At 62.0% G+C, this 12,697-nt stretch carries 14 protein-coding genes and 1 riboswitch; of the genes, 11 read left to right on the top strand and 3 right to left on the bottom strand.

Annotated elements, in window-relative coordinates; genetic code table 11:
* The first annotated feature begins 113 nt into the window (after window positions 1–113).
* A complete protein-coding gene (gene blh / locus AC25BC_RS13005; RefSeq protein WP_026157409.1) occupies window positions 114–1,394 on the top strand; it encodes a bifunctional sulfur transferase/dioxygenase Blh in 1,281 nt (426 codons plus the stop codon).
* 31 nt (window positions 1,395–1,425) lie between these two features.
* Here the strand turns inward: blh and AC25BC_RS13000 are convergent, their stop codons facing one another.
* Window positions 1,426–1,809: a type II toxin-antitoxin system VapC family toxin gene (locus AC25BC_RS13000; RefSeq protein WP_012758055.1), complete on the bottom strand. Its 384-nt coding sequence runs from the start codon at window positions 1,807–1,809 to the stop codon at window positions 1,426–1,428.
* Entirely contained in the window at window positions 1,806–2,063 is a 258-nt protein-coding gene (locus AC25BC_RS12995) for a type II toxin-antitoxin system Phd/YefM family antitoxin (RefSeq protein ID WP_012758054.1), read from the bottom strand. Before AC25BC_RS12995 ends, AC25BC_RS13000 begins: the two co-directional genes overlap by 4 nt.
* Before the next feature lie 267 nt (window positions 2,064–2,330).
* A riboswitch (cobalamin riboswitch) is annotated at window positions 2,331–2,586 on the top strand.
* Window positions 2,587–2,764: 178 nt separating this feature from the next.
* Between AC25BC_RS12995 and AC25BC_RS12990 the strand changes: the two genes are divergently transcribed.
* The 3 genes from AC25BC_RS12990 to AC25BC_RS12980 are packed head-to-tail and all read left to right on the top strand — an operon-like array spanning window position 2,765 to window position 5,579.
* Window positions 2,765–3,781 carry an ABC transporter substrate-binding protein gene (locus tag AC25BC_RS12990; protein ID WP_113548081.1) on the top strand — a complete coding sequence of 339 codons (1,017 nt, stop codon included), beginning with the start codon at window positions 2,765–2,767 and terminating at the stop codon, window positions 3,779–3,781.
* Window positions 3,778–4,818, top strand: a complete 1,041-nt coding sequence (locus AC25BC_RS12985; protein ID WP_128438372.1) for a FecCD family ABC transporter permease — start codon at window positions 3,778–3,780, stop codon at window positions 4,816–4,818. The genes AC25BC_RS12990 and AC25BC_RS12985 overlap by 4 nt, the downstream gene beginning before the upstream one ends.
* Window positions 4,815–5,579, top strand: coding sequence for an ABC transporter ATP-binding protein (locus AC25BC_RS12980; RefSeq protein WP_113548083.1), 765 nt, complete (start codon window positions 4,815–4,817; stop codon window positions 5,577–5,579). Before AC25BC_RS12985 ends, AC25BC_RS12980 begins: the two co-directional genes overlap by 4 nt.
* 195 nt (window positions 5,580–5,774) lie before the next feature.
* Here the strand turns inward: AC25BC_RS12980 and AC25BC_RS12975 are convergent, their stop codons facing one another.
* On the bottom strand, window positions 5,775–6,266 hold the full coding sequence (locus tag AC25BC_RS12975; RefSeq protein WP_128438373.1) for an HIT family protein: 492 nt from the start codon (window positions 6,264–6,266) through the stop codon (window positions 5,775–5,777).
* A gap of 226 nt (window positions 6,267–6,492) precedes the next feature.
* Here AC25BC_RS12975 and AC25BC_RS12970 point away from each other — a divergent pair, with 226 nt between their 5' ends.
* The 7 genes from AC25BC_RS12970 to AC25BC_RS12940 all read left to right on the top strand — a co-directional run bounded on the left by AC25BC_RS12970 (window position 6,493) and on the right by AC25BC_RS12940 (window position 12,641).
* The gene (locus AC25BC_RS12970) at window positions 6,493–7,416 is read left to right on the top strand and encodes an MYG1 family protein (RefSeq protein ID WP_012758049.1); all 924 of its coding nucleotides are present in this window, start codon (window positions 6,493–6,495) and stop codon (window positions 7,414–7,416) included.
* Between the two features lie 222 nt (window positions 7,417–7,638).
* Window positions 7,639–8,028 (top strand): c-type cytochrome, encoded by a 390-nt coding sequence (locus AC25BC_RS12965; protein WP_012758048.1) that lies wholly within the window; start codon window positions 7,639–7,641, stop codon window positions 8,026–8,028.
* Window positions 8,029–8,175: 147 nt separating this feature from the next.
* On the top strand, window positions 8,176–8,994 hold the full coding sequence (locus tag AC25BC_RS12960) for a cytochrome c oxidase subunit II (protein WP_012758047.1): 819 nt from the start codon (window positions 8,176–8,178) through the stop codon (window positions 8,992–8,994).
* 54 nt (window positions 8,995–9,048) lie between these two features.
* Window positions 9,049–10,827: a cytochrome c oxidase subunit I gene (gene ctaD / locus AC25BC_RS12955; RefSeq protein ID WP_012758046.1), complete on the top strand. Its 1,779-nt coding sequence runs from the start codon at window positions 9,049–9,051 to the stop codon at window positions 10,825–10,827.
* A complete protein-coding gene (locus AC25BC_RS12950) occupies window positions 10,824–11,537 on the top strand; it encodes a cytochrome c oxidase subunit 3 (RefSeq protein ID WP_012758045.1) in 714 nt (237 codons plus the stop codon). The genes ctaD and AC25BC_RS12950 overlap by 4 nt, the downstream gene beginning before the upstream one ends.
* An 11-nt stretch (window positions 11,538–11,548) precedes the next feature.
* On the top strand, window positions 11,549–12,268 hold the full coding sequence (locus AC25BC_RS12945; protein WP_012758044.1) for a heme-copper oxidase subunit III family protein: 720 nt from the start codon (window positions 11,549–11,551) through the stop codon (window positions 12,266–12,268).
* A 7-nt stretch (window positions 12,269–12,275) separates the two neighbouring features.
* Window positions 12,276–12,641 carry a cytochrome C oxidase subunit IV family protein gene (locus AC25BC_RS12940; protein ID WP_012758043.1) on the top strand — a complete coding sequence of 122 codons (366 nt, stop codon included), beginning with the start codon at window positions 12,276–12,278 and terminating at the stop codon, window positions 12,639–12,641.
* The last annotated feature ends 56 nt before the right edge of the window (window positions 12,642–12,697 follow it).

Genomic DNA, 12,697 nt, shown 5'->3' with positions numbered 1-12,697 from the left:
GGCGACAGGCACGGAGGAATACCAAGCGCCTATTCTTGCGTTCGGCAATATACTTGTGAGATTGTATCGATATACGTGCGACAATGCCTGGTGCGGGCAGCGCGGGGGCTTCGATGACATCCGTGAGGGTCAATGAGCTGATATCGGTGGCGGGGCAGCCCGACGCCGCAGGTTTTGCCGCCTTCGCGGCTGATGGTTTTGTCGCCGCCATCAATGCCCGACCGGATGGCGAGGAGCCGGGGCAGCCGGGCAATACGGCGGAAAAGGCTTCCGCCGCTGCCGCCGGGCTCGCCTACAGCTTCGTGCCGGTGAAGGGGACCGAAATCACCGAGGCCGATATCCGCGCCTTCCAGACGGCGATGGCCGAGGCCAAGGGACCGGTCGTCGCCCATTGCAAGAGCGGCACGCGGGCGTTGACGCTTTATGCGCTGGGCGAGGTGCTCGACGGGCGGATGAAGCCCGGAGATGTCGAGGCCTTCGGTCAAAACCTCGGTTTTGATCTTGCCGGCGCGCGACGCTGGCTGGAAAAGCGGTCAGGGCAGGTGGCTGATGTGAAGGCCTTCTTCGAGCCCCGCACCTGCAGTGTGCAATATGTCGTTTCCGACCCGGCAACGAAACGCTGCGCCATCATCGACCCGGTGCTCGATTTCGACGAGATGTCGGGGGCGACGGGAACGGCCAATGCAGATGCCATCCTCGCTCATATCGAAAGCGAAGGGCTGACGGTCGAGTGGATCCTCGACACGCATCCGCATGCCGATCATTTCTCCGCCGCGCATTATCTGCATGAGAAGACCGGCGCGCCGACGGCGATCGGCGCCCATGTCATCGACGTGCAGACGCTCTGGAAGGAGATCTACAACTGGCCGGGGCTCGCGACCGACGGCTCGCAATGGGACCGGCTGTTTGCCGATGGCGACACGTTCGAGATCGGTGCGCTTAAAGCCCGCGTGATTTTTTCGCCCGGGCACACACTCGCCTCGATCACCTATGTGATCGGTGACGCCGCCTTTGTGCACGACACGGTGTTCACGCCGGATTCCGGCACGGCGCGCACGGATTTCCCGGGCGGCAGCGCTGCCGCCCTCTGGCACTCGATCCAGGCCATCCTGTCGCTGCCCGAGGAGACCCGTCTCTTTTCCGGCCACGATTACCAGCCCGGCGGCCGGCACCCGCGCTGGGAAAGCACGGTGGAGGCACAGAAGCGCGCCAATCCGCATATTGCAGGCATCGACGAGGCCGGCTTCGTGGCGCTGCGCCAGGCGCGCGATCGCACGCTGCCCAAGCCCAAGCTGATGCTGCACGCGCTGCAGGTGAATATCCGCGGCGGGCGGCTGCCCGAGCCGGAGGGGAATGGCAGGCGGTATCTGAAGATACCGCTGGATGCATTGTAGGGCCGGCCGGCGCTGGCAATCGCCGCATCGTTCAAAGCGCGTTTTCTATATCGGTCCTAACGAAATCATCCCCCACAAATAGCAGCCGGCACCCATGTTCCCTAGCCACCTCGTAGGCGAAGCAGTCGCCGAAGTTCAGACTTGCAGGATGGGCGCCTTTGCCCCAGGTGCGGTAGGCTTCGGCGATGCGGCGGGCGGAGGCGGGGGTGACGGCCACGATTTCGAAGCCGAGGCCGTCGATCAGTTGTTCCATTTCATCGCCGACGTTGCGACGGGCCGAGACGATCAAGGCTTCGGCGACCGTGCCGGCGGAGATCAGGAGATCGTCTTCGGCTTCGAGGACGGCAATCAGGGCATCGGCTTGTGGTTCGCCAAGCACGATCGCCATCAGGGCGGATGTGTCGACGGCGATCATTCGGGCAGGCCGTCGTCGGCGTAGAGGAAATCCTGGCTGCGTGCGGCCGGCGGCCCGTCGGCGGCTTTGGCTATGGCGGAGGCCCGCACCGCTTCCATCAGCGTCCGGCGGGATTTCCGATCGGGCGCTGCCCTCACCGGAACCAGTTTCACGGCAGCATGACCGTGCCGGGTGAGGATGACCTCGTCACCCGCCTCGGCACGCCGGACCAACTCGGTCAATTGCCCCTTGGCATCCGTCACAGACACTCGCATCGTTCGCACTCCCCAGGACCAGTGCAGCCTGGTTTCCTCCAGAAAATTAGACCATTCACTGGACCGTATCAATGGGTAATTTTCGAAGGTCAAGAATGGCGCGGGGACTGTACCTGTCGCAAGGAGGCGCTTTCCGAGGTCATATCCGAGACTGACCGCGACCGGCAGTTCGTGCACCGAACGGCGGCGTGAAGCTATGTGCGCGATATATTTATCCGCTGGCGGCATGGCGCCTTCGGAATATGCATTGACGGCGCGCGTGCAGGCGACGTAACTGGGTGCGACGGTTCCCTGAAGATGACTCCAAGGGGATTAATAGGGAACACGGTGAGGACGACCCAGTAGGGACCGAGACCGTGGCTGCCCCCGCAACTGTAAGCGGATTGTCGATCATCTCAGGAGTGGCCAGCGACTGGCCATCTCTGAAGGGCTCATAGCCCTGCCACTGCGAGATATCGCGGGAAGGAGGATGAAACGACGGATATCCGCAAGCCAGGAGACCTGCCGTCAATCACGATCCAATCAACCGGGCGGGGATGCCCGGACAAGGAACAGATATGATTGACCTGCTGAACCTTCGCCGAATTCCGGCATGCATCCGTCTCGATTGGGCCTCCTGCGGCTAGTGCGCGCCTAAGCGTGCTTTCGGTCCGCGCATATGCGCGGAACGGCCGTGATTTTTCCCTTCATCGAGGTTTTCCATGCGCCAGATTCTCGCCACCATGACATTCGCCTTCGGGCTCGCCGGCCTTGCGGCACCAAGCCTTGCCGCGACCCGATATCCCTTGACCATCACCAATTGCGGCCAGCAGGTGACCTTCGAAAAGGCGCCATCCAAAGTGGTTTCGATCGGTCAGGGCATGACCGAAGTGCTCTTCTCGCTCGGCCTTGCCGACAAGATCGCCGGAACGGCCGTCTGGGTCGGTCCCGTCCTGCCGCAATATGCCGAGGCCAACAGCAAGATAAAACGGCTCGCCGACAATGATCCGAGCTTCGAATCTGTCGTCGGGCAGGAGCCCGACCTGGTGACGGCCGAGTTCGAATGGCATGTCGGCGCACAGGGCTCGGTCGGCAAGCGGGAGCAGTTCAAGGATCTCGGGATCAATACCTATCTCGCGCCGGCCGATTGCGTCGCCAAGGTCAACACCGATGGCGGCGACGGCGTGCGCAAGGAGCTGTTTACGATGGACCTGATCTACCGGGAAATTACCGAGCTCTCGGAGATTTTCGATGTGAAGGAGCGCGGCGATGCGCTGATTTCGGAGCTGAAGAAGCGCGAGGCGGATGCCGTCGCTTCGATATCAGGCGCTTCGGGCAAGAACCTGCCCGTCGCCTTCTGGTTCTCCAGCAAGGAGGTCAATGGCGACGCCTTCATCGCCGGCAAGAACAGCGCGCCCGCCTATATTCTCAAGACGATTGGCGCGAAGAACGTCGTCACGACGGAAGAGGAATGGCCGCTGGTCGGCTGGGAAACCATCGCCCAGGCGAACCCTGCCGTGATCGTTCTGGCGACCATGGACCGCCGCCGTTACGCCGCTGACGATCCCAAGGTCAAGGTCGATTTCCTCGAGAACGATCCTGTGACCAAGGAGCTGGACGCGGTCAAAAACAAGCACTTCGTGATGATGGACGCGCAGTCGATGAACCCGACGATCCGCACGATCGACGGTATCGAGACATTGGCGAGCGGCATCAAGTCCTTCGGTCTGGCGCAGTGAAGGCAGTGTCGGTCAGGCAACAGGGATGGTGGGCGCTTGCCGCGCTCACCATTGCGGCATTTCTCCTGCTCGGGATGATGATCAGCGTTGCCGTTTCGACCGGCGAGATCGCCATCCCGCTTGCGACGACGGCGGAGGCGGTTTCGAACCGTCTGTTCGGAACGGATTTCGAGCTCAGCCGCATCCACCAGGGCATCGTCTGGGATTATCGTCTGAGCCGCGCGCTCGTCGCGGCCAGCGCCGGCGCATCGCTCTCGCTTTCTGGCGCGATCCTGCAGGCGCTGCTGCGCAATCCGCTGGCCGAACCCTACGTGCTCGGCATCTCCGCCGGTGCCTCGACGGGGGCCGTCTGCGTGATGATCCTCGGTTTCGGCTACGGTGTTCTCGGCCTGTCGAGCGGCGCCTTCATCGGTGCGGTCATTGCCTTTTTGCTGGTCGGCATCCTGGCGACGGGTGCGGCGGGAACCGGTGAGCGCATCATCCTATGCGGCGTCGCCGGTTCGCAGCTCTTCAATGCACTGACCTCCTACATCGTGACGACATCGGCGAATGCCGAGCAGGCGCGCGGCATCCTGTTCTGGCTGCTGGGTTCGCTCAGCGGCGTGCGCTGGCCCGATGTCTATCTGTCGGTGCCGATCGCGCTTGCCGGCTTCGTCATCTGCATGGCCCATGTGCGGGCGCTCGACGCCTTCGCCTTCGGCACGGATGCCGCCGCCTCGCTCGGCATTGCCGTACGCCGCGTCCAGATCGTGCTGTTCGCCATGACGGCGGCGATGACGGCAAGCGTCGTCAGCATGGTGGGTTCGATCGGCTTCGTCGGCCTCGTCATCCCCCATGCCGCCCGCTTCCTCGTCGGGCCGGCTCATAGGCGGCTGCTGCCGGCAACGGCGCTCGGCGGCGCGATCTACATGGTCGGCGCCGACATCATTTCGCGCATCATCATCCCGCAGCAGATCCTGCCGATCGGGGTCGTCACCGCGCTCTTCGGCGCACCGGCCTTTGCCGTCATCCTCTATCGCGTGCGGGGGAAGGCATGAGCATCAGCATCGACGCGGTGAGCTTTGCCGCCGGTGACACTGTCATCGTCAACGGCGTCAGCCTTACGGTGGAAAAGGGCAAGGTGCTCGGCCTGCTCGGGCCGAACGGTTCCGGCAAATCGAGCCTTCTCAGATTGATCTGCCGGCTGCGCAAGGTTCGCAGCGGCATCATCAGGTTGGGTGACGACGACATTTCATCGCTGCCGCGCGCAGCCCTTGCGCGTCGCGTCGCCTTCGTCGAGCAGCAGTCGACGACCGATACGCAATTGACCGTGCGCGACGTGGTGCGGCTCGGCCGCACGCCGCATCGCGGGCTGTTGTCGTCCTGGGGCGCCGGAGACGATGCCGCCGTCGACGAGGCCCTGTCGCGGACGGGCATGCAGGAGAGAGCGGGCCAGCTCTGGCAGACGCTGTCGGGCGGCGAGCGCCAGCGCGTCCATATTGCCAGATCGCTGGCGCAGGCGCCGAGCGAACTGCTGCTCGACGAGCCGACCAACCATCTCGATATCCAGCATCAGCTCGACATTCTCTCGCTGATCTCGAAGCTCGGCATCACCTGCATCGTCGCGCTCCACGATCTCAACCTGGCGGCGATGTTCTGCGACAGGCTGGCGGTGCTTCAGAAAGGCGAGGTCGTCGCCTCCGGCGCGCCGGAGGAAGTGCTGACGGAGGATATGATCGGCCGGGTCTTCGGCGTTCGCGCCCATGTCCAGAAATCGGCCGTGCACGGCCGGCATCATATCCAATACGTCATGGATTGACGGACGGCCGGGAATTTCGATCTCAAGGAGGCAATCCGCGATTATTGGTCGAGACGGTCGGAGACCTTCGACCTCGCTTTCGGCCATAGGATCGCCAGGTTCACGAGGCAGGCGTTGTCTTGGGCCCTTCTCTTGGCGCATGCCGTCTTGCCAAAACCACCGGGCATTTTCGGCGACATGCATGAGCTCAAAGATCTAGAGCGGCGGAAACCGCATTGCCTCCCGCAGCAACTCAATAGCCTCTGAGACCGAAGGCCCTCTGATCGGCGGTGGCTCTGCGCGTTCGCAGAACTCGCGCCAGACAAACAGCGTCAGTTCCGCGCCATCCATTGCTGTTTCCCCCGGTCCTTCTGCGAAATTCTCGAGCAGACGATAGCGAGCGTCCTTCCAAAACAACTCCTCCACCCAGTCATATATCGGGATCACATGGAAATGGATCGGATAACCGGGCGTGTGTCCATACCGGCCGATATAGACGCGCTGAGCATTCAATTGCCGTTTCAGCGTACTCTGAGCCCTTGCGAGCAATGGGCCGAATTCGGCCAAAGCGTCTTCGGGCAGATCCGACAGATCGTTGGTGTCGGTCTTGGAACTGATCATGAGGTAACCGGGAAGGGTGGAGTTTATGCGGTGGTTCACAAGCCATCCGGCCGTCTCGACAACGTGAAAGTGCTGAGGGATCTCCACGGACTGCCTCTTACTCCTGATGCACCCCTCAGGGGTTTCGATGAATCCAGCTAGAGGCCGGTATCTTGGCGACGTGCGAAAGGACGCTGTAACACATTGAATTGCTGGATCATTTTATTCTTAAATCGATTCCGATTAAGGTATGGGTTGAGATAGCAGCCGGCAACGGTTATTTGGTGCCGACCTGCAAGCGGACTCTCCGCGAACGACAAGGCGCATAACTCCCATGATCCCCGATTTCCTCGTCACCCATTCCGGTGGCTTTCATGCCGACGAATTGCTGTCGAGCGTCATCGTGACCCGGCTTTTCCCGCAGGCGCGTATCGTCCGCAGCCGGGCGCCGGAGTGGATCACGCCGGGCGAAGACCGGATCATTTATGATGTCGGCGGAGCCTATAATCCTACTATCGGGATATTCGATCACCATCAACGCGGCGCGCCGTTGCGCGATGATGGCCAGCCCTACAGCTCGTTCGGCCTGATCTGGAAGCATTACGGCCGTGATTATCTCATAGCCTTCGGGCTTCCCGAAGCGCATATCGAGACGCTGCATGGCTCTTTCGACGCCAGCTTCGTGCTGCCGGTCGATCTGACTGATAATGGCGCGCTCAGCCCCTCGGGGCCGTTGGCCGGGCTGACGCTGCCGGCGCTGCTGGAAACCCTGAAACCAGTTTTCGACGAAGCGGACCCCGAGGCCGATAACCGCGCCTTCCACGCGGCCCTCGCCATTGCCCGCAGTTTCGTCGAGGCCAGGATCGCCCAGAGTGCCGCGAAATTGCGGGCCGAGGCGATCGTGCATCGGGCAATCGAGGCTGCGGGGCAGGGGCGTGTTCTGGAATTGCCGAGGGGCATGCCCTTCCGTCCCGCCATCCTCAAGGCGGGCGCCGATCACCTGCTGTTCGTCGTTCACCCGCGCGAAAAGGATTGGTGCGTGACCGGCATTCGCCGCGCCGAGGAGGGGTTCGAACTCAGGGCAGACCTGCCGGGGGCCTGGGCCGGGCTCACCAATGGCGCACTGGAGGCGGTTTGCGGCATAGAGGGCGCGAGCTTCTGCCACAACGGCCGCTTCATCGCCGCAGCCGGGACCCGCGAGGCGGCGCTTGCCATGGCCGAGCTGGCGGTAAAAGAGGCGCTTTCGATCCGGGGGTAGGTCAAATGGCGGCAGCCGAGGATAGCTGGCCGGATTTTCGATATCAAGGCGGTTATCCCCAGGCCACCGGACATCAGATGGCGTTCAACTGGCCCCAATTTTGGAGCCGATTGACTTGCTGCCGCGAAGGACTAAGCTTTATCCCATAACAACCACTACTCCCACGCGAGAGATTGCGGAGGGTGCAAGTGGCTGGCAACCTTGAGGAGGATGAGGTTTGCCATGGATTACCGTATTGTTCTGCTGATCGCCACATCCGTCATTGCTCTTTCCTCTGGTAACGCCGGAGCGCAGGAGGGCGATGCGACGGCGGGTGCCACTGTTTTCAAAAAATGCGCGACCTGTCATGTCGCCGATTCCGATACGAACAAGGTCGGCCCGTCGCTGAACGGGCTGTTCGGCCGGAAGGCCGGAACGCATCCTAATTTCGCCTACTCGGCCGGGATGAAGGCGGCCGGCGAGGGTGGTCTCGTCTGGGACGAGACGGTGCTGCGCGATTATCTGCACAATCCGAAGGCGAAGGTGAAGGGCACGAAGATGGCCTTCGTCGGCGTGAAGGACGACCAGGAGATCACCGATCTCATCGCCTATCTCAAGCAATACTCGAAATGACGGGCAATACTCCAAATGACGGGCTGCGGCCGGTGGTGCATGCCTAAATTGCCGTAATTGCCGATATTTTCTATCTGTGCGATAATAAACACGGACTTTTTTGCGGAATGCGGTTTCACGGGTCGACCTGCTCGAGGAGGAGCGGACATGGCTGTCGTGCTGATCCTCGTCCTGATTGTCGTCGGCTCCGTGCTGTTCCATGTGCTGAGCCCGTGGTGGTGGACGCCGATCGCGTCCAACTGGACCTATATCGACAGCACCCTCGTCATCACCTTCTGGATCACCGGCGTCGTCTTCGTGGCGGTGGTTTTGTTCATGGCCTACTGCGTGTTCCGCTTCCGGCACAAGCCGGGCAACAAGGCGCATTACGAGCCTGAGAACCGCAGGCTGGAATTGCTGCTGGGAGGGGGAACGGCGGTCGGCGTTGCGGCGATGCTGGCGCCCGGCCTGATCGTCTGGAACCAGTTCATCACGGTGCCTGCCGATGCCGCGTCGGTCGAGGTCGTCAGCCAGCAATGGCTGTGGAGCTTCCGGTTGCCCGGAGCCGACGGAAAGCTCGGCCGCGCTGAGACGCGCGACGTCACCCCCGAAAACCCGCTCGGCCTTGATAAAAACGACGCAAGCGGCCTCGACGACGTCATCATCGAGGGCGGCGAGCTGCATCTGCCGATCGGCAAGCCGGTCCACATATTGCTGCGCTCGGTCGATGTGCTCCACGATTTCTACGTGCCGGAATTCCGCGCCAAGATGGACATGATCCCCGGCATGATCACCTATTTCTGGTTCACGCCGACGCGGACAGGGACCTTCGAGATTCTCTGCGCCGAACTCTGCGGCGTCGGCCATCCGCAAATGCGCGGCACCGTCGTCGTTGACGAGGATGCGGACTACCAGACCTGGCTCGGGCAGCAGCAGACATTCACCCAGTTGACGGCGTCATCGGGAGAGCTACCGCCGGCAAACTGAACCGGCCGGAGGCCGCGTGCCGGTTCAAGGACCGGCGGGAAGGGAAGAGAGATCATGGTCGAGATTCCATCCGACAGCGCAGGCGCCATCCCCTCTGCCGAAGTCGAGGATGTCGAGCTTTATCATCCACACAGCTGGTGGACCAAATATGTGTTCAGCCAGGATGCCAAGATCATCGCCGTGCAATATTCGCTGACGGCGATCGCAATCGGCCTGGTGGCGCTGGTGCTCTCCTGGCTGATGCGGATTCAGCTCGCCTTTCCCGGCTATTTCGCCTTCATCGATGCCGATCACTATTACCAGTTCATCACCATGCACGGCATGATCATGGTGATCTATCTACTGACCGCGCTCTTCCTCGGCGGCTTCGGCAATTACCTCATTCCGCTGATGGTCGGCGCGCGCGATATGGTGTTTCCCTACGCCAACATGCTGAGCTACTGGATCTATCTGCTCGCGGTGCTGATCCTCGCTGCGGGCTTCTTCGCCCCCGGCGGCCCGACGGGGGCGGGCTGGACGCTTTATCCGCCGCAATCGGTTCTGTCAGGCACACCAGGCGGCAAGGACTGGGGCATCCTGCTGATGCTTTCGTCGCTGATCGTCTTCATCATCGGCTTCACCATGGGCGGGCTGAACTATGTGGTGACGGTGCTGCAGGGACGCGCGCGCGGCATGACGCTAATGCGGATGCCGCTTACCGTCTGGGGCATCTTCACCGCGACCGTGATGGCGCTGCTCGCCTTTCCCGCGCTCTTCGTCGCCTGCGTCATGATGATGTTCGACCGCGTGCTCGGCACCAGCTTCTTCATGCCCGCCATCGTCGAAATGGGCACGCAACTCCAGCACGGCGGCGGTAGCCCGATCCTGTTCCAGCACCTGTTCTGGTTTTTCGGGCATCCCGAGGTCTATATCGTAGCACTGCCTGCCTTCGGCATCGTTTCGGATCTGATCAGCACGCATGCGCGCAAGAACATCTTCGGCTACCGGATGATGGTCTGGGCGATCGTCATCATCGGCGCGCTCAGCTTCGTCGTCTGGGCGCACCACATGTATGTCAGCGGCATGAACCCGGCCTTTGGCTTCTTCTTCGCCACCACGACGCTGATCATCGCTGTGCCCACGGCGATCAAGGTCTATAACTGGGTGCTGACGCTGTGGCGCGGCGATATCCACCTGACGCTGCCGATGCTCTTTGCGCTCGCCTTTATCGTCACCTTCGTCAATGGCGGTCTGACCGGCCTCTTCCTCGGCAACGTCGTCGTCGACGTGCCGCTGTCGGATACGATGTTCGTCGTCGCGCATTTCCACATGGTCATGGGTGTGGCGCCGATCCTTGTCATCTTCGGGGCGATCTATCACTGGTATCCGAAGGTGACGGGACGCATGCTCGACGACATGCTCGGCCATATCCACTTCTGGATCACTTTCCTCGGCACCTATGCGATCTTCTTTCCGATGCATTATCTCGGTCTGCTCGGGGTGCCGCGCCGTTACTTCGAGATGGGAGAGACGGCTTTCGTTCCGCCTTCGGCCCACACGCTGAACATTTTCATCACCGTCATGGCGCTTGTTGTCGGAGCCGGGCAGATGGTCTTCCTGTTCAATCTCGTCTGGAGCCTTTTCCGGGGCAGGGAGGCCGGCGGCAATCCGTGGCGGGCAACGACGCTCGAATGGCAGACGCCGCAGACGCCGCCGGCCCACGGTAACTGGGGCAAGGATCTGCCGGTCGTCTACCGCTGGGCCTATGACTACAGCGTGCCGGGGGCGGCTGAGGATTTCATCCCGCAGAATGTGCCGTCAAGCGACGGCGTCACCCGGGAGGTCCACGCATGAACGTCATCCTGGTCTTCCTTGCTGCAATCGGCGCCATCATCATCTGGTGGCTTTCCGGGCAGCGGCTGACCTCGAAGCCCTGGCTGGAAACTGGATCGGTGCAACTGCCGGATCATCACAGCACTGAGCGGCGGCCGATGCCGGCGGTGAAGATCGGCCTCTTCGTGTTTCTCGGCGTCGTTGGCGCGCTCTTCAGCCTTGCCGTCAGCGCCTATTTCATGCGTGCGGCGTCCGCCGACTGGTGGGCGATGCCGGTTCCCCGGCTGCTCTGGGTGAACACCGCGGCACTTGCCTTGAGCAGTGCCTCGCTGCAATGGGCGAAACGAGAAGCGGGGCAGGGCCGCATGGAAAACCTGCGGCCGGCGCTTGCCGCCGCGTTTGTCCTTGCCGTCGCTTTTCTCGTCGGACAGGTCCAGGCATGGCGGGAGCTGGTGGCGGCCGGCTACGTGCTAGTCGACAATCCCGCCAACAGCTTCTTCTACATGCTGACCGGCCTGCACGGGCTGCATATCCTCGGCGGGCTTGCCGTGCTCGCGCACACGACGGTCAGAGCATTTTCAACCGACGTCGCGCCGGAGAGGCTGCGCCTCAGCGTCGATCTTTCCGCCATCTATTCGCATTTCATGCTCGCCGTCTGGCTCTTGCTCTTTGCGCTCTTTGCCGGCTGGGCGAATGATTTCGTCGATCTCTGCCGCACACTACTGAACTAAGGGGTTTGCAGATGGCACAGACTATCGAGACACATGGCGGGGCAGACCTCAGGCCGGCCGGTCTGCGCGGTGTCGCGTCCGATTTCAGCTCCGATCAGCGGGCCTTCAAGACCGCCTCCTGGGGCAAGGCGATGATGTGGATCTTCCTGCTCAGCGACACCTTCGTCTTCGGCTGTTTCCTGATCGCCTATATGACCGCCCGCATGTCGACGCCCGTTCCATGGCCCAATCCGAGCGAGGTCTTCGCGCTCCATATCGGCGGCCAGGACGTGCCGCTGATCCTGATCGCGATTATGACTTTCGTGCTGATCTCGAGCAGCGGCACCATGGCGATGGCGGTCAATTTCGGCTATCGCCGCGACCGCCGCACGACTGCGATCCTGATGCTGCTGACGGCGGTTCTCGGGGCATGTTTCGTCGGCATGCAGGCCTTCGAATGGACGAAGCTGATCACCGAAGGTGTGCGCCCCTGGGAGAACCCGTGGGGGGCGGCACAGTTCGGATCGACCTTCTTCATGATCACAGGCTTTCACGGCACTCACGTGACGATCGGCGTCATCTTCCTCCTCATCGTCGCCCGCAAGGTCTGGCGGGGCGATTTCGATGAGGAACGGCGCGGCTTCTTCACCAGCCGGAAAGGCCGCTACGAAGCCGTCGAGATCATGGGCCTCTACTGGCACTTCGTCGACCTGGTCTGGGTCTTCATCTTCGCGTTTTTTTATCTGTGGTGAGGTCGTCATGAGCGAGACAGCAGCGCACGCACAAACCCAAACGGTGCATGTACAAGCACACACCGGACAGCAGCATCCGCTCCGGCTCTATTTCCTCGTCTGGGGCCTGCTCTTCGTGCTCAGCGCGGCGTCCTACATGGTCGATTATCTCGGCGTCCAGAGCTACTTGAGGTGGACGCTGATCCTCGTGTTCATGATGCTGAAGGCCGGGCTGATCGTTGCCGTCTTCATGCATATGGCCTGGGAACGGCTGGCGCTCGTCTACGCCATCCTGCTGCCGCCGCTGCTGGTGCTGGTTTTCGTGGCGCTGATGGTATCGGAAGCGGACTACACGATCTTCACGCGGCTGGCCTTCTTTGGTGCGGCGCCGTAGGCCAGCGTTCGCCGATGTCTCACACGGCAAATCGGGAGAGCGTCTGCTCTGCCGGG

Source organism: Rhizobium sp. WSM409 (assembly GCF_057653825.1).
This window is presented reverse-complemented; position numbering and strand designations above follow the sequence as displayed.

What these genes read in the sequence shown, in the direction of transcription:
- blh (WP_026157409.1), top strand. Translation starts at nt 114, where the DNA reads ATGACATCCGTGAGGGTCAATGAGCTGATATCGGTGGCGGGGCAGCCC.
- AC25BC_RS13000 (WP_012758055.1), bottom strand. Translation starts at nt 1,809, where the DNA reads ATGATCGCCGTCGACACATCCGCCCTGATGGCGATCGTGCTTGGCGAA.
- AC25BC_RS12995 (WP_012758054.1), bottom strand. Translation starts at nt 2,063, where the DNA reads ATGCGAGTGTCTGTGACGGATGCCAAGGGGCAATTGACCGAGTTGGTC.
- AC25BC_RS12990 (WP_113548081.1), top strand. Translation starts at nt 2,765, where the DNA reads ATGCGCCAGATTCTCGCCACCATGACATTCGCCTTCGGGCTCGCCGGC.
- AC25BC_RS12980 (WP_113548083.1), top strand. Translation starts at nt 4,815, where the DNA reads ATGAGCATCAGCATCGACGCGGTGAGCTTTGCCGCCGGTGACACTGTC.
- AC25BC_RS12970 (WP_012758049.1), top strand. Translation starts at nt 6,493, where the DNA reads ATGATCCCCGATTTCCTCGTCACCCATTCCGGTGGCTTTCATGCCGAC.
- AC25BC_RS12965 (WP_012758048.1), top strand. Translation starts at nt 7,639, where the DNA reads ATGGATTACCGTATTGTTCTGCTGATCGCCACATCCGTCATTGCTCTT.
- AC25BC_RS12960 (WP_012758047.1), top strand. Translation starts at nt 8,176, where the DNA reads ATGGCTGTCGTGCTGATCCTCGTCCTGATTGTCGTCGGCTCCGTGCTG.
- ctaD (WP_012758046.1), top strand. Translation starts at nt 9,049, where the DNA reads ATGGTCGAGATTCCATCCGACAGCGCAGGCGCCATCCCCTCTGCCGAA.
- AC25BC_RS12950 (WP_012758045.1), top strand. Translation starts at nt 10,824, where the DNA reads ATGAACGTCATCCTGGTCTTCCTTGCTGCAATCGGCGCCATCATCATC.
- AC25BC_RS12945 (WP_012758044.1), top strand. Translation starts at nt 11,549, where the DNA reads ATGGCACAGACTATCGAGACACATGGCGGGGCAGACCTCAGGCCGGCC.
- AC25BC_RS12940 (WP_012758043.1), top strand. Translation starts at nt 12,276, where the DNA reads ATGAGCGAGACAGCAGCGCACGCACAAACCCAAACGGTGCATGTACAA.